14 protein-coding genes are annotated in these 19,284 nt (G+C 36.1%); 9 read left to right on the forward strand and 5 right to left on the reverse strand.

Features of this window, described 5'->3' with window-relative positions; translation table 11 throughout:
* The first annotated feature begins 90 nt into the window (after nucleotides 1-90).
* The gene (locus tag ACPF63_RS23370) at nucleotides 91-270 is read left to right on the forward strand and encodes a hypothetical protein (protein ID WP_149835525.1); all 180 of its coding nucleotides are present in this window, start codon (nucleotides 91-93) and stop codon (nucleotides 268-270) included.
* 463 nt (nucleotides 271-733) lie between these two features.
* Here ACPF63_RS23370 and ACPF63_RS23375 read toward each other — a convergent pair whose 3' ends face one another.
* From ACPF63_RS23375 to ACPF63_RS23395, 5 genes are read right to left on the reverse strand one after another with little or no spacing between them, the layout of a single operon-like run.
* Nucleotides 734-1,177: an ABC transporter permease gene (locus tag ACPF63_RS23375; RefSeq protein WP_426481492.1), complete on the reverse strand. Its 444-nt coding sequence runs from the start codon at nucleotides 1,175-1,177 to the stop codon at nucleotides 734-736.
* 7 nt (nucleotides 1,178-1,184) lie between these two features.
* Nucleotides 1,185-1,616, reverse strand: coding sequence for a hypothetical protein (locus tag ACPF63_RS23380; RefSeq protein ID WP_077419553.1), 432 nt, complete (start codon nucleotides 1,614-1,616; stop codon nucleotides 1,185-1,187).
* Nucleotides 1,616-2,755 carry a beta-ketoacyl-ACP synthase III gene (locus tag ACPF63_RS23385; protein WP_426481493.1) on the reverse strand — a complete coding sequence of 380 codons (1,140 nt, stop codon included), beginning with the start codon at nucleotides 2,753-2,755 and terminating at the stop codon, nucleotides 1,616-1,618. Before ACPF63_RS23385 ends, ACPF63_RS23380 begins: the two co-directional genes overlap by 1 nt.
* 1 nt (nucleotide 2,756) lies before the next feature.
* Nucleotides 2,757-3,671: a dialkylrecorsinol condensing enzyme DarA gene (locus tag ACPF63_RS23390; RefSeq protein ID WP_180564738.1), complete on the reverse strand. Its 915-nt coding sequence runs from the start codon at nucleotides 3,669-3,671 to the stop codon at nucleotides 2,757-2,759.
* Nucleotides 3,672-3,713: 42 nt separating this feature from the next.
* Entirely contained in the window at nucleotides 3,714-7,367 is a 3,654-nt protein-coding gene (locus ACPF63_RS23395; protein ID WP_426481494.1) for an MMPL family transporter, read from the reverse strand.
* A gap of 192 nt (nucleotides 7,368-7,559) precedes the next feature.
* Between ACPF63_RS23395 and ACPF63_RS23400 the strand changes: the two genes are divergently transcribed.
* The 8 genes from ACPF63_RS23400 (at nucleotide 7,560) to ACPF63_RS23435 (ending at nucleotide 19,237) form a co-directional block, all read left to right on the forward strand.
* On the forward strand, nucleotides 7,560-8,558 hold the full coding sequence (locus tag ACPF63_RS23400) for a hypothetical protein (RefSeq protein WP_426481495.1): 999 nt from the start codon (nucleotides 7,560-7,562) through the stop codon (nucleotides 8,556-8,558).
* 10 nt (nucleotides 8,559-8,568) lie between these two features.
* Entirely contained in the window at nucleotides 8,569-9,708 is a 1,140-nt protein-coding gene (locus ACPF63_RS23405; RefSeq protein ID WP_426481496.1) for an EpsG family protein, read from the forward strand.
* A 205-nt stretch (nucleotides 9,709-9,913) separates the two neighbouring features.
* A complete protein-coding gene (locus tag ACPF63_RS23410; RefSeq protein WP_426481497.1) occupies nucleotides 9,914-13,198 on the forward strand; it encodes a T9SS type A sorting domain-containing protein in 3,285 nt (1,094 codons plus the stop codon).
* A 16-nt stretch (nucleotides 13,199-13,214) separates the two neighbouring features.
* A complete protein-coding gene (locus tag ACPF63_RS23415) occupies nucleotides 13,215-13,328 on the forward strand; it encodes a T9SS type A sorting domain-containing protein (RefSeq protein ID WP_426481498.1) in 114 nt (37 codons plus the stop codon).
* A 277-nt stretch (nucleotides 13,329-13,605) separates the two neighbouring features.
* Entirely contained in the window at nucleotides 13,606-16,182 is a 2,577-nt protein-coding gene (topA, locus tag ACPF63_RS23420) for a type I DNA topoisomerase (RefSeq protein WP_077419560.1), read from the forward strand.
* A 378-nt stretch (nucleotides 16,183-16,560) separates the two neighbouring features.
* Nucleotides 16,561-16,935, forward strand: coding sequence for a hypothetical protein (locus ACPF63_RS23425; RefSeq protein ID WP_077419561.1), 375 nt, complete (start codon nucleotides 16,561-16,563; stop codon nucleotides 16,933-16,935).
* A 226-nt stretch (nucleotides 16,936-17,161) separates the two neighbouring features.
* A complete protein-coding gene (locus ACPF63_RS23430; protein ID WP_426481499.1) occupies nucleotides 17,162-18,232 on the forward strand; it encodes a formimidoylglutamase in 1,071 nt (356 codons plus the stop codon).
* Nucleotides 18,233-18,235: 3 nt separating this feature from the next.
* The gene (locus ACPF63_RS23435; protein WP_426481500.1) at nucleotides 18,236-19,237 is read left to right on the forward strand and encodes a glycosyltransferase family 2 protein; all 1,002 of its coding nucleotides are present in this window, start codon (nucleotides 18,236-18,238) and stop codon (nucleotides 19,235-19,237) included.
* Nucleotides 19,238-19,284 lie beyond the last annotated feature (47 nt).

The raw sequence follows: 19,284 nt of genomic DNA on the forward strand, positions 1-19,284 counted from the left end.
TTATTGAAAATATATGGGTTGTTTGATTGTTTTATCTATATTTGTCTGTGTTAAACAACAAAAACTAATAATTTAAAACAAATTTAAACCATGAGAAACTTAAAGTTACTTACAAAAAATCAATTGAAAAAAGTACAAGGAGGTATTACTGTTTATATTTCATGTGCTAACGGAACGAATGGTCAAATCCGTAATGTAGATATCAATACTGATATTGCTGGTCCTGCTGAGCAGATTTGCGGTGGAAATGACTATGAAGTTGTTATCTAAAATAATTATAAAAACTTTCATAAAAAGACGCGCTGTTTAGATTCTAAACAGCGTGATTTTTTTTATAGAGTCGAATGGGCAAGATCTGATTTTATCTTGTTTGGATCTAATTTGCCTAATAAGAAGTGTTTCACGGATTTATAAAATGTTTCACGTGAAATAATTCATCTTGTGAGGATGTTTTTAATTTGTATTTCATTGGTTTTCAATTATATTATGATGGTTTTTTTTAAATTTTAAATAAATAAAAAATGTTTTTTATTGTAAGGCAGTTGTAATCAATTCAATAGAAGTAGGCTTTAGCCCACTTGCAAAAAAGAAAAAATCACCTGGCTTTAGCCAAAGTCTATATTTTTAACACAAATGGCACCAATGAATTGCACAAATATTCACAAGCCATAAGATCAAAAATAAAAAAGCTGTACGTTTTGTACAGCTTTTTTATTCTATGTTGAATTGATCTTTACGATTTTACTTCCTGGATAAACAGGTTGATTTCCGCTCTGATCAATAGTTCATCATTATTAAAGGTTTCACAGAAGATATGGCAGATGTTCTCAAACTGTGAAATAAGAGATGCCTTGGAAATAATTTTGTCATTCACTTTTGGAAGGGCAAAAACTTCAATCTTCTTGATATTGGTAATGAATCCGATTACTTTAGTATCTGCTTCAGGATTTTCAAAGAAACTTTGTCCAAGAATTGATGAACAGGTTTGTGCCAGATTCTCAATTAATCCGGCTTCCACGAACTCATTGTTGTGAACAAAGACATTGTCTTCTTTTATTTCAAAGGAAGTCACTACTTTTTCTTTGGTCAGTTCCAGAATATAGTCTGCCATAAGCATCGGTTCACGATGCGGTAAAAAGTTGTGTATATTGATGATATTCTCTTCCTTTATTTCCATTTCCAGTTTATTTTACAGCGGTTTTCATTTGAGATTTTGCAATCACTTCACCGTTTAGTTTGGTAACAATATCCACAAGAGTTACTCCCATTACTTCATTGAGGATGGTTACCTCAGATTTCAGTTGGTCTCCTACTTTGGGCAGCATTTCAGCTTCAAAAGATTTGATGGCTCCTATATACCCGGTTGGGGCATCTTTTCCCAGCAGATAATATTTATATCCGGTATGAAGAGCAACACTCTGTGCCTGATGCTCAATAAGCCCGGAAGCCTGAAACAATCCGTCCTGGATGAAAAGATTGTCTTCTTTGATCTCAAAACCGGATAAAAGATGGTTTTCAGAATAATCTGATAACTCATGTACCATTACAAAAGGAAACCGTTGCGGAATAAGGCTTTCTACAAAATCTTTATCGGATGTGGGCAGTCTGTTTTCCATTAGCAAACTGTTAGTAAAGCACATGAATAAGCGAATCTTCCACTTTCAGGAACACAAAGAAGTACTTTTTCTCCTTTTTTCAATGTCCCGGAATTCATAAGTTCCTCAAGGGCAATAAATATAGATCCAGCTCCGATGTTTCCAACCTCAGAAAGATTATAGAACCATTTTTCTGCCGGGAAATCCATTCCTTTTTTAGCAAACTCTTCCTTCAGTCCGTCTTTGAAATATCCTGATGAAATATGAGCTAATACATGGTCGATTTTTTCAGGATCTAAATTATGTTTGTCAAAAGAAGATCTTAGACTTTCCGCTCCTTTTACAAGGATATATTTATCAAGGATTTTAGTATCCTGTTTGATGGCAAAAATAGATTGCTTCAACCATTCATCAGAAGGGTAGTCTGCCCATGATTTCAGGCTTCCGTCTTCCAGTTTGTCACATCCGGCATACATACATGCTTCAATTTCGTGAGCATAAGAATAAAAGTCAATAAATTCTACCTTTAAAGAAATACTGTTTTCTCTTGGTTTGTTTTGCAACAAGAAAGCACCTGCTCCGTCAGAAAGCATCCATCTCAGAAACTCTCTTTTGAAAGCAACGATAGGTCTTTCTTCCAGTAGTTTTAAGTTTTCAGCTTCGTGGTTGAATTTATCAGCAGTCATCCATGCAGACATTCTTTCGGAACCTGCACATACAGCACTTTCCTGCACACCAGCTTTTACAGAAAGGAATCCATAGTTCAGGGCATTCATTCCTGAGTTGCAAAGGCCGGTTGAAGTATTAATCTCAATAGATTTTCCGATGTTCAGTTCACCATGTACCATAGAAGCGTGAGAAGGCTGTATCTGGTCTGGTGAAGTAGTTCCTACGGATAATAATTTCATATCTTCCTTTTTGAAATTCTCATCAAAAAGTCCTTCAATTGCTTTTGCAGTAAGCTGCGCATTAGAGTGCGTAGGGTTTCCTTCTTTGTCTAAAGCGTAGTATCTTGTTGTGATTTTATTATTTCTTAGGATAAGTGATTTTGCTTTAGATGGCGCATCATTGATAAGCCCAAGATAAGTCTCCATTTCATCATTCGCTACCGGCTCATTGGGTAAGTATTTTGATGCTTTTGTTATAAATACGTCGTACATTCTATTTTAAATTAATTCCTTGTAAATATCTTTTTTGTTTTTGTCTTTTAAACCAAAATATAGGGGTTGTAAGCAGGTGTAAAACCAAAACGACAGGTGAGATAATCCATATCGCTGCCATCAAATATACCTTAAAGAATTTTATCAGCAATGGGCGTTTCTCTTTTTTCTTGATAATCAGGTTAGACCATACGGTGAAAATTTTATTTCCTACCTTTTCTACCCGTACCAAAAACGCACGGATTTCAATGGCCCCGTTTTTAACAAGGTCCGGCTGCAAATTATTAAGGTCATTATTATTAAAATGTCTTTCAATAATCTCGCCATACTTTACTGAGCCCGTGATTTCTTCATCAGAAACCCCTGCAGCGGGAAGCATCCCTGATTTTTCTTTCTGCCCCGTTGTAAGCCATCGTAGAATAGTCAAAACACTCGTATAATTGTCATGCCTGTCTACCAGTGCAATATTCCCTACAAGTTTAGCTTGTAAATCTCTTAAGTAGACTTTTAGTTTTTCCTGAGAAAGCATCCACATATTTCTGGTTCCGGAGATGGTGACTACAGGCGCATCTTTAAGGATGCGTTGTGCATAACCACTCTTTAAAAATGAAATAATAGGAATGGATGGTGTGAGATACCATACCTGATATCCGAAAAGAATAAGGTCGTACTTTTTGTTCAGAATTTCTTCCGAAGGAGGAAGGATTTCTTTAGGAATCTGTAAATAAGATTCCGGAAAGGTGTTGAAAAAAACATCACCTGGCCAGGGAAAAGGAAAATCTTCCTTTAGCTGAATGTTGTAATATGTAATATCATAAGCCTCCTTTTTAGCTTCAAAAGGTTTGGCTATGTTTCTCACGATATCTTCGAGTTGTCCGGTTTGTGAATAATATATGACAAGTATATTTTTCTTCATTAGTTTTCTTTAGCGTTTACAAAAATATGTTTTTCATATTTATTATTTAGTTTTAAATACTTTTAATGATTCAGAACTAAATTCCAGTGTATAATTATCGTTTTCAAACGAAGCATTCTTTGTGTCGACAAAAATAATGGTCTCGGGAAGAACCCGAATCTCATTGAAGCTGAAATGATCATGGGAGATCAAAAGAACATCAATCTTTTTAGACACTTCCGAAAGGTCTTTTATATACTGTATCTTTCTTCTTTTTACCAGATAGCTGTGCGCAGCAATTGCTCTTTTTTCATCACTTTGTATCAGAGAAAAAATTCTTCGGCTGGCCTGATATAAAGTCAATAATACATCTTTCTGTCCGAAGTCATCTGCCATGTGAAGGATATTGGCTTCATTGGAAATATGCTTATTCAGTTCGAAATATACTGATTTTTTGGTGTTGAAGTCTTCTTTTACTTCATTTACCACTTCACTGTCTTTATAAAGGTAGCTCAGGAACAGTTTCTTTTTAAAATAATTCTCATCCTCAATCTCTTCTCTCAGTGTTGCAAACTCTTCTCTGAAATAAGCATTGATCTTCTTTGTTCTTTCAGAATAGTTTTTGCCGAAGCTCATATCGTCTTTACTTATTCTGTTGCCTACTTTTACGGTAATACTTCCGTCATAGATAATGAAATCTCCTTTCGGTAATACTTCGGAATTTCCGTGGATGTAAAGTGGAAGAACATCCAGACCAAATTGCTCAGCAAGGTAGAATGCTCCTTTATGGAATCTTTTGACATCATTGGTATAAGAACGTTCTGCTTCAGGGAAAACAACCAAAGAATATCCCTGTGCAATTTTTTCTTTCAGCTTATCCATTCCGTTCTCAATTCCCTGGGAAACCGGATAGAAGCCCAGTGCTTTTACCAGTTTTCCAAAAACAGGAGATTCATAGACCCAGTCATTCACTAGATAGATGATTTTGTGGGTAGCCATGGCAATGGCCAGAGTATCCAGGAAAGACGTATGATTGGCAATGATAACCGCCGGTTTGCTGAAATCTTCAGCTGTATTTTTAATGACCCTTTTCTTTACAAAAGGTGTTAAATAAAGTACTGATGTTAAAAACTTAGCCAGAATCAGTTTGATAATATCTAACGTTTTTCCCTTGGAGTTTTTAATAAATAAACTCCCGAAAGCTGAAAATACCAATCCACCCAATCCGTAATATAAAAATGAAAATATAGCCCGTAAAAATAACCTGAGCGTAATAGGCGACAGACCTTTCTTTGCCCGGTTGGTAATGAATAATCTGAACCAGAAAGGATATAGGGTAGAAGTGATGATAATCACGGAGAACATTCCAATCAGCGCAACTAATGCTAAAGAGTGCAGCGCCGGATGTTTTGCAAAGATCAGGGAGCCAATCGAAAGAATGGTGGTGAAAACAGCAAGAATAATGGACGTTCTGTAGGTAGGTAATTCATTTTTGCCTGTTGTATGCTCTTTTTGCATCGCCTGGGTCAGGAAAATACTGAAATCATCCCCAACTCCAAATACCAGTGTACAGACTACGGTACTGAAAATATTTAATTCCAATCCTAAGAAATAAAGAATTCCAGCGGTTACAACACCCGTTAAAACAATCGGGAACATGGTAAGAATGGTGAGTTCAAGATTTCTGAAGAATACAATAATTGTCAGAACAATTGCTAAAAGAGAATAATTGATCAGCGTATTGAAGTCTCTCTTCAGCAAGCCGAGGAAATTTTCGTTCATCTGCTGGCGGTCAATCGCAAGAGCATCATGTTTCTTTTCAATATCTTTAATGAAAGCATCTCTTTTCTTTTCATCCACTTTTACTACATTGGAAACGGTGTAAAAACCATTTTCGCTGCTCATGAATTCTGAGATCTGAAGAGCCTTTACTTTTTCATAGTCTTTCAGGCTTAATGCAGTATAGTTTTTATGCAGAGCTTCATTGAAGGTGTCAAAAGCTGAACCATTGAACCCAAATTTGTTTCCATTACTGATCAGTTCAGAAATAGTCTGATTTTTCTTAGAATCATTCCAGAAGCTGTTCCATTTCTCAATCTTTTTTTGCTGGTCTTTTTCTGAAAGAACAATATTTCCGATAGAATTGTAACTTAATATCTTACCTTCTTTTTTCTCTTTTTCAAGGAAGCTGCTTAACTCAGAATTACGGGTTAATGCCTCCTCTTCAGAATTTCCATAAGAGATCGTATAAATAGATTTTGAAGTAATATCCGAGAGCTTCTGTAATTTGGCTTCACTGATTTTCAGATCTTTTGGAATATAATTAAGATCACCAATATCTTCATTAAAACCTACATGCCTGAATCCGAAAAGGCAGGCAAGAATGATGATAGAACACCCTATAATCAAAGGTTTGTTTTTCTCATAAGGATAAGATCCTATCTTGTCGATGAAATTCGTGTTATGGTTTTCTCCTTTTTCTTTGGGCTTATACAGCTGAGGAACGATAATCAAGGCTGAAACTGAAGAGAGAATGACGGTGATAGCAGCGAAAATCCCCAGGTCTTTCAAAGCTTCAGAGCGTACAAAAACCAGACACAGGAATGAGACAGCTGTCGTCGCACTGCTCAATATAATAGGCTGGGTGATTTCTTTATAAAGCTCTTCAATATTATTGTTGTGCTTGTAATGGGTAAGAATATGCAGGGCGTAATCTATTGTAATTCCGATCAGAATAGCTCCTACACTTAATGAAATGGCTGAAATTTTGTCTTTAATAAAATAAAGGACAAGTAAGGCTAGAAGTACAGAGAATACTGTTGGTAAAAAGACAATGATAGGCGTAAAGAAATTCCGGAAATAATAGATCAGAAGCACCAGAAGTACTGTCATAGAAATAACTACTGTATTCTGAATGTCTTTTTTGATCTGTTTAGCATTCGCCACAGCAATCACCGGAGAACCAAAATAACTGGTTTCTGTTTTTCCCTTGAACTGTTTATTAAGACCATCTTTTATTGAGTTGAGCTGGTCTACAAAAACTTCATTGGCTTTCGTGTCATTACTTTTATTCTTTGGATCAATAAAAAGTAACAGGTTTTTGCCGTCTTTGGTCACAATATAACTGTCTTCAAGCTTGAAATCTTTGCTGATGTTTAAGGCATTTAATTTTTTAATTCCTAAAAAAGTAAGTCCTAGAGGATCTTTTTTTATAAATTCCTTAGTAACAAGACTTGTTGGGGAAACCAGTGATATATAATTATTCTCTACCTGCTTGGCAATGCTGTCTTTCTGAAGTTTGCGGTCTATTTCCCTGTAATCATTTTCATTAAGAAATAAGGGTAAGTTTTGGCTTACGAAATCAAATGTTTCCGAAATCTCATTATCATTCACTTTGCCCTGAACAGAACCTATATACTTTTGTAAAGGCTCTATCTTCTGCAAAAAGGTATCTGCCGTTTCGGAAAGCTGGAAGCTGTCTTCACCAGATTTATTCTCTATAATAACAATAATTTTATCCGAAAAATTAAGCTGCTTAAGAACTTTTGCTGTAAGATCAGATTTTTCATTTTTAGGAATGATCTGATTGATATCTTCCTCAAAATTGATCTTTGATGCAAAAAATAAGCATAAAACAGCAATTCCTAAGGCTGTAAGTACAGATAGGATTTTATTTCTGGAAATCAGATAATATAAAAATATAAAAAAACGATGCATTGCATGTGAATCAAGTCTGCAAATTTAATTTTTTAAGCATTAGTTCAAAATAGTTAGAGATAAGTTTTGTCTGAAAATCAATAAAATATTCTAGGAAGAATGAAAAAATATTCTACTTTTGCAAAAGTTCCCCTTTAAAAAAATGTATTTTAAATCACAATTATTATTAAAAAATAAGAATCTGTTTTAGATATGTTGAAAAGAAATGATGAAAAAATAAACGGATTTCTATTTGTAATAGTACTTCCGCTTCTGCTGTTTGCTATGTCTTATTATGGATTTGAATCTTCCTATACGAGACTGAAAACATCAGAAACAACTCCCGACTTCTTATTTTCCTCGGTATACGCCTACAGGGTGATTCCCAATTACCTGAGTGTGCAGATGACAGATCTGATGTATGATCTGATCAATGGTCCTTTTTCTTTCTTTAAAGATTTTTTGTCCAAAAACGGAACGCCGTTCTATCATGGGCTTTTCCTGATGAATAGTGTTTTTTTTATTGGATGTTCCCTGATCTTAAATGCCGTATTTAAAATGAAGTCCACAGGTCTTCTGCTCAATCTTAATGCAAGAAGAATTATCCATCTTTTGTCTGTTTTTTTTATCGTAATTACTCAGTATGCACCGACAAATTGTGATACTATTGCACTTTTCTGCTATCTGGCCGGCGTATTTTTAACATTAAAATATTTAGATACCGGGAAAAATATCTTCTTTTTTATCCTCATTGGTCTTATCGGAATCTCCACATTGGTAAGAGAGACTGCCTGCCTGAATATCGCTTTTTTTGCCGCCATATTTTTCAATATTGCCGAGTTGAAAAAAGGAAATTATCAGGTGGTCTGGAAAATAATACCTCTGGTTATAGCTTTTCTTGTTCCTTATCTGGGATTAAGAGCACTGCTTATTCAGGATGAAACTACATTTGTAGAAGGCTTTTACATCAACAGGAACTTTTCCAGTCCTTTCAATCTTGCGGGATTGATTTTTGCCGTCATTGTGATTTACTTTATATACAGACTTTGTACTGATGAAGAAAACAGGAACATTTTTGGAAAATATTTTTTCTTTTCAATTCCTTACCTCATTATGATCACTTTAGTGGGCCTTTTTTGGGAGGTGAGACTTTTTCTGCCTTTAGTTCTAACGGGAATTATCGCAGCATATCATCAGTTTAAAAAAACATAAGAGATTTAACATGAGTTTACTACATCCATATTATATTATTGCAATTGTCTATATGCTGTTCTTCAGTATTCAGGAGGTGTATGGAAAAAAAGTTGATAAAAAATGGTTCTGGTTCCTTGCTGTTTATTTCATTCTTATTGCCGGTCTTAGAAATGAGGTAGGTCCTGACTACGGAAGTTACAAAGGGATTTATATTTACTCTGATACCAAAAGCTATTACAGTATCTTTATGAAGATGCTCCATATGGAAGGATCTGAAAATCTGGATGTAGAATGGCTGTATACATTGATTAATAAAATACTCCTCAATTTTTTTAACGCTCCTTTTTATATGTTGACGCTGGTCATTGCTATTTTTGCGATGATCTTTAAAGTAGAATATACAGAAGACAATACATTTTATCCATTTACCTTTACCCTTTTTATGTTTATCCCCAACTTTTTTATTGGGGAAAGTGGACAGATCAGACAAAATCTGGGGACCTTTATCGTTTACTTTGCGATACGGTATATCAAAGAACGGAAATTCTGGCATTACTTATTTTTCATATTTATAGGATCAGGTATCCATAGTGTCTGTTATTTATTCCTGCCAATGTATTGGCTGGCCCGCGTTCCACTGAACAAAACAGTGATGCTGGTTATGATCATTGGCTCTGTCTTCCTGTCTCCGTTTGAAATATACAGAAGTTTTGGGGGGATCTTGGATGGGATGGCCTCGAATAGTACGCTTGTAGAAGGCTTCAACGGATATATGGATGAAACGGTACAGCGATTGAACGGTGGTGTTGGTATTCCTGAAGTAATGATGGCTATCCTGACTTTCTTTCTTTTTGTTTTTGATACTAAGATGAAAGAGCTGTACCCTTATTATGAATACCATAGAAACTATGCTGTGGCTGGAATTTGCATGTATTTTATCTTTAGAAATAACCCTATTTTCTCATCGAGGCTTGCAGGAGCATTCATTGGGTTCTCATATATCATTATTCCAAATGCCATGTATGTTGTTTCTGCAAGGACCAAGAACATGATTTATGCATTTATTATCTCACTCGTTGTCTTCAATTTTGTTGTCTTCTCTCTCTTTAATAATATCAAGGCGGGACGATTTTCAATAGAACGTTACAAAAACCATATCCTTCCATAGTATTTTGTAAGTAAAAATATAAAGGCAGCTTTTTAGCTGTCTTTTTTTATATAAAGTGATTGTTTGGGTTTGTACTGTTTATAAGGTTTTTAATTGTGTTATTAACAACATAATATAAATATGTTATTTTTATTTATAAAATAAATCTATTTTTGTTGATGTGGGCTTAAAAATTGTATTTTGATAACACTCAAATCCATAAGATATGAAAAGGTTAGTTGGAAAATTAGCGGCAGCTATCTGCCTGATATCGTTGGGAATTTGTTCTAAAGGTAATGTTAGAGGATATCTTCCCTTAGTTGAGCATGAGGTATTGAGTACTCATAATATAGACTCACTCACCAGACCGGTGCGTGAAAGGGCAAAATTATTACTCCCGGATTGGAAAAAAGCTCCTAACAGCTACATCTTTGACCCTAGTCAGAATAGTGAAGGCTTGCTGGTTCCCGTAAAGAAAGCATATGCTATGTGGGAAGGAGGCGGCTATCTCAACGGAAATGGCATTCCGGCAGGAGCTGTAACAGCAGATGTACTGTGGGAAGATGTTCATGGTCTGATAAAATCAGGGGTAAATTATGCTCTCGAAATAACAGGGACAGGTCAGGATGCGAAGATCAAAGTTCCTGTCAACAAAACAAAAAAAGGAAATGCCGTGGTTGCCTTTAAGGTAAATGGAGAAATCTATTGGAGCTGGCATATCTGGGTTACTGATGATCCTACAAATGGAACGGCTTATCGAAGTTTCAATACTATTAAAAGGATGAAGTCAGATGGCACAACTGAAGTGATTCCGGATACAGATTGGAAATGGATGGACAGGAATTTGGGTGCACTTACAAGCTCCATCACCGTGTCAGACTGGAACAAAAGTATAGGACTTCTTTACCAGTGGGGGCGAAAAGATCCAATTCCGCCATTGGTTACCAGAGGGAATGATTTCTATGAAGCTTCGGGATCTATAGGAAGAGTCAGACATAGAGGAGCAAAAAATATGACCAATGCTGTAAGTATTGATGATCTTAGGAAATTCGTGTTACTTTCCGGAGCAGAGGTTACCAATAACTTAAGACTTTCTGTAAAAAATCCGCTGAGTCTTATCTATGTCAATAAAGAGGACAATTCCGGTCAGGCTTACTACAATAATAATGTCAATCTGCCTGTCAATTGGTTTGGGAAATCTACAACCTTGCCTACTAACCGGCTTTCAGAGCTTAACCTTTGGTCTGATAATGCACAGGGAAAAATAGAAGCTATTTACAATACCGATGACAAAGCAAAACCTTATCGGGATAAGTCTTCTTATGATCCTTGTCCCAACGGATGGCGAATACCCTCTATGCTGGTGGCGAATCTTGCCTCCGGATCCTATATTGATGATATCAGAATAGACTTTTCACCTTTCGGTGTAAAAACCAATATGGCGAAAAATGTTTTTGAGACCAATAAATACCATATTATAAAACCTACCAATGCCGGAATTCCCGCATTTATGACAGGATTTAAGGTATATCCTAATCTTGGTTTTGATCTTTCTGCTGTTGGAGGGTACAATATGGGAATCTTTCCCGGAAATGGACAGCTTATCAGAGGGGCTCATTTGGGACAGTACAGTGATCAGCATCATATTGCATTGTGGACAGCTACCATGGCCCGGCAGTTCGATGCTTCTCCGGCAGTTACCGTTAGAGGGCTTTCTATGATTCCGGATAAAACGCAGCCTGATATTCCGGATGCTAATTATCCTAATATCAAAGGGCGTTATTATTACTTTCCTATGTCAGTAATGTATACTTCGGATGCGAACGGATGCAGATGTATAAAAGACCCTTTATATCTCGTCAATGATTATGATTTTCCTACAGAATATCTGCCTGCTGCTACAGAATATAAAGAAGGGATTGATAACCCGAATACCTACCAGATTGTTAAAAGCGGGACAGCTGCTGTCATTGAAATTCCAGTGAGTAAAGCATTTTCAGTACAAGGTCAATTGTTGAATAATCCTGAGATATTAAACCCTTCCAGTTTTAATAATTTAAAAGGAAATGTTCTCTGGACTACGAATACCGGTCTTATCAGTAAAATTTCAATAGTAAATCCGTCGCCTTCTTCACTGCAGGGTATTGCTAACTCAAAAATAAAGGTAGAAATAGCTCCTGATCAGAGTGGAAATGCTGTGGTGACTCTACATAACGGCAGTATATCAGCTCCTGTATATTGGAGTTGGCATATCTGGGTTACGGATTCTCCTATACAGTCTTACACCTATACTACAGAATCTCCTGAAGTAGTAGCGAATTATGTGAATTATGTGAACAAAGCGGATGTGATATTGCAGACCACTTTCATGGATCGTAATCTTGGGGCAACAGATGCTTTTCCTAATGTTGCAAATCCTCTTGCACCCACCGCTGAAGAGCTGTTGAAGATACGTGCTTCTACGGGATTGCACTATCAATGGGGAAGAAAAGATCCTATTCCTGCATTCCAAAATGCAGATAACAGAAATTCCTACAATATTTCTTTAGGAACTGCTGCTGCAAATGGAACTGTTTCCTATGCTTTACTTACTTCGGCTGATTATAACAATCTTTCCGGTAGTTATATAGTGCCTTACAATACTTATGCTGCTGCATCCAGCGTGCAGAGTACAGATAAGCCGGTAGAAAAGATTTCCAAGATACTGTCTTATTCCGTTAAAAATCCTTTGGTATATATGATTCCAAGTACGTTTGCTCCTTATAACAGCGCAACACCCAACTATACTAACGGAACTGACTGGCTGGCAACAGAACCAAACCTGGCTCCTGACAGATGGGGAAGAGGAGGAGAGAAATCTCCTTTCGATCCCTGCCCGGAAGGCTGGCGAATTCCCGATCTGATGAATGTTGCTTTGGTTTCGGGGAGTGATTTCGGACAGACTCCATGGTATAAAAAAGACAAAAACATAGCTACATCATATAATATAGCCACTGATTACTTAGGAACCAGAGTGAGAAATTCTGCCAATGCCACCGTCGGATATATCTTTAATAATCCTGCATATCCTTTAGGAAACTACCCTGATTCCGGATCAAGAGGTTTCAGAAGTGTAATTGCCAATCAGACATCACAAGGAACCTTTAATATTCTCAATTTTCAATACCCTGCTGTATGGACTGCAGCTTTAAATTCAAATTATTTGGGAAGACCTGTTAATGTACTTTTTGATGCTGCTTCTACTACCAACAGGATGATGGTTTTTCATGATAATAATGATCCATATTTTGGTGTGGGGTGCCGATGTGTAAAAATAGAATATGACGCAAACGGCAATGAAGAAGGACCTGCTTCCAGAATCACAGTAGTCTCTAATGGCTCAACTTTGAGTACTGCTAATGCAGAATTTAAAATGACAGACAATAAGATTATTCTATACCCAAGCCCGGTTTCCAATATTTTGTATATCAAGGCTTCGGAAAACAAAGAATATCATTTTTCAGATTTTTAATGCTTTGGGGCAGATTGTGAAGTCTGGCCAGTTTATAAATAATCAGACGGACCTGTCATCTTTGAATGCAGGAGTGTATTTGATAAGAATAAATAATTCGGAAGCAGTTGTCAAAATTATAAAACGATAAATTCCGGAAATGAGGATTTAAAAAGCGGAATGAGATCCCTTGTTCTGCTTTTTTATAGGTAAGCATATCTTTTACATCTATGATGGTTGATGAAAAATTCTATATCATAAAATGTTGATAACTATATAACTCTCTAAAACCTATACTACAAAGGGCTTGAATCTTTAAAAAATGGGTGCTGAAAAGGGGTATAAACCATCTGGATTGTTAAATTAAACCCGTTTTACAAAAAGTATATAATAAAAAAGCTTTACTTTTGCAAAAATTTTTAGTTAGAATGTCGAAAAATTTAGTAATCGTAGAGTCCCCGGCAAAAGCAAAAACTATTCAAAAATATTTAGGAAAGGATTTTGAAGTGAAATCCAGTTTCGGACATATCCGGGATCTTCCTAAAAAAGGAATGGGGATAGACCTTACTACATTCAGTCCTGATTACGAAGTTTCCGCAGACAAGAAGAAATTGGTAACCGAATTAAAGGCTGCAGTAAAGAAAGCCGATATGGTATGGCTCGCTTCCGATGAGGACCGCGAAGGAGAGGCTATTGCATGGCACCTTGCGGATGAGTTGAAATTGAAGCCTGAAAACAGAAAAAGAATTGTTTTCCATGAGATTACCAAAAACGCCATTCTAAAAGCAATCGACAATCCGAGAGATATAGATCAGAACTTAGTGAATGCCCAGCAGGCAAGAAGAGTGCTGGACAGAATTGTAGGTTTTGAAATGTCACCCGTTTTATGGAAGAAAGTAAAACCTGGATTATCTGCCGGAAGAGTACAATCTGTAGCAGTACGATTAATTGTTGAAAGAGAAAAGGAGATTCGTGAGTTTAAACCAAAAGCAAGTTTTAAACTTGACGGAATCTTTTTAAATAAAACAGAGCAGGAAATAGCTGCCAAACTGAAAAAAGACTTCGAAAAAGAAGAAGATGCAGAAAAATTCCTTGAGCAGGCAAAAACTACAGAATTTAAAGTCCTGAATGTTGAAACCAAGCCGGGTACCCGTTCTGCTTCAGCTCCATTTACAACCTCCACATTACAGCAGGAGGCTTCCTCAAGACTTGGATATAATGTAACCAATACCATGCGTATGGCACAAAGGCTGTATGAAGAGGGGTACATTACCTATATGAGAACAGATTCCGTAAACCTTTCTCAGGAAGCAATTGAAGGAGCTAAAAAACAAATTACATCAGAATATGGAGCAGAATATTCTTCTCCAAGAAATTATACTACAAAATCTGCTTCCGCACAGGAAGCTCACGAAGCAATCCGCCCTACGGATTTTGGAGTGAAAAGTATAGGAGATGCACAGCTGAATAAGCTATACCAACTCATATACAGAAGAACACTGGCTTCTCAGATGGCCAATGCGAAAATTGAAAAGACTGTGATCGAAATCGGGAATGCATCATTACCCCATCATTTTGAAGCACAGGGAGAGGTGATCATATTTGATGGTTTCCTGAAAGCTTATGGTATTGTGAAGACAGAAGATGAAGATGAGGAAAACAATGATAAGTTACTGCCAAAAGTAAGTGTAGGAGAGGTATTGAACTATAAAACTATTACCGCTACTGAAAAATTCACAAGACCAAGTGCAAGATATACTGAAGCCGGATTGGTGAGAAAGCTTGAAGAATTAGGGATTGGAAGACCATCTACTTATGCTCCGACAATTCAGACGATTCAGAACAGAGAATATGTGGATAAGAGAGAAATCGAGCCGCATACCCGTGAAGTGATCAAAATGTCTTTAGCCAAGGATAAAATCAAAAAAGTAGTTCTTGAAGAGAAATTCGGAGGTGATAAAAATAAATTCTTACCCACAGATATAGGTGAAGTGGTAAATGATTTCCTGACTGATAACTTTAGAGAAATTCTTGACTACGGTTTCACGGCAAGGGTAGAAGAAAGTTTTGACGAAATTGCAAGTGGTGACCAGAAATGGAAAGAAATGATGACGAATTTCTACTCAAAATTCCACCCGAGAATCGAAGATGTAGAAGAAAATGCAGACCGTGCAACAGGAGACAGACTATTAGGGGTAGATCCGAAAACTGGTAAAAATGTTCATGCAAGAATCGGAAGATTTGGAGCGATGATCCAGATCGGAGAAACTGATGATGAAGAGAAACCAATTTTTGCTTCATTAATGACAGGTCAGAATATTGCTACCATAACTTTTGAAGAGGCATTAGAACTATTCAAACTGCCTTTCGATTTAAGTGAAGTTGATGGACAGCCGGTTTCTGTAGGGGTTGGTAGATTTGGACCTTACGTGAAATGGGGAGAAACTTATATCAGCATTCCAAAAGGAGAAGACCCTCTTTCTGTAGATCAGAAACGTGCAGAAGAAATCATCAATGAAAAGAAAATTGCTGATGCTCCAATTGCCACTTATAAAGGTGAACCGGTAACGAAAGGAACAGGAAGATTCGGGCCATTTATCAAATACAAAGCTATTTTCGTAAATGTTCCAAAAAAATATGACTTTGAAAATCTTTCTCAAAGCGATATCAATGAATTAATTGATGCCAAGCTTGAAAAAGAAGCCAACCGATATATCCAGCAGTGGGAAAAAGAAAAAATTTCCATTGAAAACGGAAGATGGGGACCTTTCATCAAATTCGGAAAGGCAATGTTCAAAATTCCGAAGAAAGCAGATGATACAAAATATGAAGCAGATGAGTTGAAAGAGCTTTCTTTAGATGAGGTTAAAAAATGGATTACAGATCAGGATCCTAAAGCTTTTGCAGAAAAGAAAAAACCTGCAGCTAAAAAAGCAGCCACAACTAAGAAGGCAGCTACAACAGCTAAAAAACCTGCGGCCAAGAAACCTGCAGCTAAGAAATAAATAGTCTTTATTAAAATATGAAAGCACAGATTTTGGTCTGTGCTTTTTCTGTTTTTATAAAGTAAGATAATAAGTGATGACATGAGTTTTTAACTTGTGTTTTTTCATTTATAGTCACTTCAAAAAATGCAAAAATTATAACAAGATAATAACTAAATAAATTTCTCTGTATTGAGAATTAATATCTGTACACGCTTATTACTTAGCTTTAAGTATAAATACGCAAATGAAAAATTCAGTACTAATACTTTGATATTCAGTGTTTTAATTCTATAGATTTACATCGTAATATTACAGACGGTGGAGTTCAGGAACCACTTTAAAAACGAGGCGGATTCTGAAAAGCCAAACGAGTAAGAAAAACAAAACTATCAAATCATGTCAGAATTTAATTTTAGCAAAGAAGCTATCTCGCACGCATTAGAAGCGGCAAAAAGATCACACGAAGACAGTCAGGCAAATCTTCGTTCATCAGGAGCAGACACAGACTTAAGCCTTGCCAATGCCAGTGCAGGTTATCTTCTTGTAACAGCAGAGTGTATCTCAATTACTGTTGAGAACAACAAAGTTTGTATCAACTTACCATTAGGTTTTGGGAAGTACTGTTTCAGTATACCCTTAAGTATTCCTAATGGAACAGCTGGTCAGGCTTGTTTATCTATATGTACTACCTGGGGAATTCCAACAGGAATCAGAGTTACAATTATTATAGGCGGAATAACAATTATCAGCCAATCATTCGGAAAATGCTAATTAGTTAACATACGAATTATAATAAAAAAGTCCGCCTCATACAATATGTGAGGCGGATTTGTTTTTATAAGGTTGATGAAAAATAAGGTTGGCGAAAATATAAAGCTATTAAAAGATGTTGAGGGCTTTTTTATGAACAAAACATACCACATTCTGCTCAGTTCCCATGTTTTTTGTATGTTTGTTATATCAAGCAATTAATCAATTATTACATTCAAATTAAAATATGGATTTCGAAGACTTTATCATTTCACCAAGAAATTTCAAAACAGAAAGCTGGCAGATAGGAAATCGGATTACAAAAGATATCAGAGAAGACAGTATTGTTCTTTTGTTTGTATCTGATTACAGAGGTGTGGGCGGAGATGCAGAAGTGCAGGATTTTACAGCAGTGAGGAACGAGTTTTATAAACTTTCGCAGATGGATTTTGAAATTCCTGTTGTAGATCTCGGGGATCTGGTATCTGGAAGATCTGTTCAGGATACCCATTATATTTTGCAGGAAGTACTGTCGGCATGTCATTATAAAAGAGCAATTCCGGTGATTGTGGGTGGATCCAATGATTTTGCGTTCTCATTATTTTCTGCTTTGAATTTTCATCAGAAAAATATCAATTATACCCAAATCAGTAATATTATTTCCCTTCAACAGGGTGAAACAATCAATGAACATACTTTTCTAGGCAAAATTTTCGGAGCCAAGAATTTCTCTATTAAAAATTACCACCATTTAGGATATCAGAAGCATTTGAATGAAATGGATTCTGTAAGACTGATCAAAGAAGTAGAGTTTGATATTATCCGTCTCGCTGAAATGATGAATTCTACAGAAAAAACAGAACCTTTCTTCAGAAAAGCAGATCTGGTGACCGTAAATTGTGATGCTGTGGAAAGCTTCAGTGAACCTTTTTCTATGAATCCACAGGTCAATGGACTCAACAGAAGAGAGATCTGTGCCTACATGAAAGAAATCGGATTAAGTGAAAATCTGAAATCTGTTGGGATTTTTAATTATAATATTTATTCAGAAAACCAGTTGAACCACCAGCTTTTAGCACAAATGTTATGGTATCTGATTGAAGGAATCAATATTCAGCATTCCCATCCGAAAGAAAGACATTATGAACTGTTTTATGTTTTGATAGATGACAGACAATATGCTTTCAAGCGTGATACTTTCAGTAATTTGTGGTATTTTGGCGATGATGAAAATATAGAAAACTGCATTCCATGTTCCAGAAAGGATTTTGATGAAGCTAAAAAAGGCTGGCTGAATGCAAGACTGACGAAAATTTAATGTATGACAAATGCTCCCCCAAAAGTATCCATTATTGTTCCTGTTTACAATGTCGAAAATTATCTGACAAAATGCCTTGACTCCCTGGTGAACCAGAGCCTCTCTAATATTGAGATTCTTGTAGTGAACGATGGAAGTAAAGATAATTCTGGAAAAATCATTGAAGGATATGCACAAAGATATCCGGAAAAAATAAAAGCTTTTACTAAAGAAAACGGAGGTTTAAGTGATGCCCGTAATTTTGGGCTTGACAGAGCTTCCGGAGATTATATAGGTTTTGTAGACAGCGATGATTATGTTTCCGAAACAATGTTTGAAGAAATGTTTCTTTTAGGAGAAAAACATCAGGCAAAAATGGTGATCTGCAATATTCAGAAAGTTGACGAAACCGGGAAGGTTACCCAAAAACTGACTCAGCTTCCAAACATGCCCGAGAAAATAACCCTTGAAAATAATTTTTCAGTGTTCTCGGATATCAGCTATTTTGCATGCAATAAGCTGTTCAAAAAAGAACTTTTTAACCAAAGAAGATTTAAAAAAGGAGTTCATTTTGAAGATATTCAGTTGATTCCACAACTTTTGCTGGAATGTGATGCCATTGCCCAGATCCAAAATTTCCATTATCAATATCTTGAACGTACAGATTCTATTACGAAGACCCATACGGAAAAAGGACTTGATATGCTGAAAGCAGTGGCTGATGTGGAAAATGTATTCACCGAATCTCAGTATTCTCACAAAAAAGAGGAATTAAAAAACTTCCAGATTTTTGAAGGAGTTTATTCATTTCTGGCTTATCTGGCCTTTGTGAAAAAAGAAGAAATATTTTATAGTATGTCTGAGCAGCTGGTCCTTTTTATGAAGGAAAGACAAATAAAAATTCAAGATATATTGAAGTATAGTCGTTTTGGTAAGAATTATCTTTTATCTTTGCCTTTGAAGAAAAAAATTTTTTATCTGCTGTTTTTTGGAGGACAGAAAAGATTGATAAGGAAGTTAATTTAATAAACACAAATGTACGTGCTATTGTTTCGAGCAATAGAAAATGATGA

The sequence above is a fragment of the Chryseobacterium sp. R2ACT005 genome, from assembly GCF_049949215.1.
Lineage (GTDB): Bacteria > Bacteroidota > Bacteroidia > Flavobacteriales > Weeksellaceae > Chryseobacterium.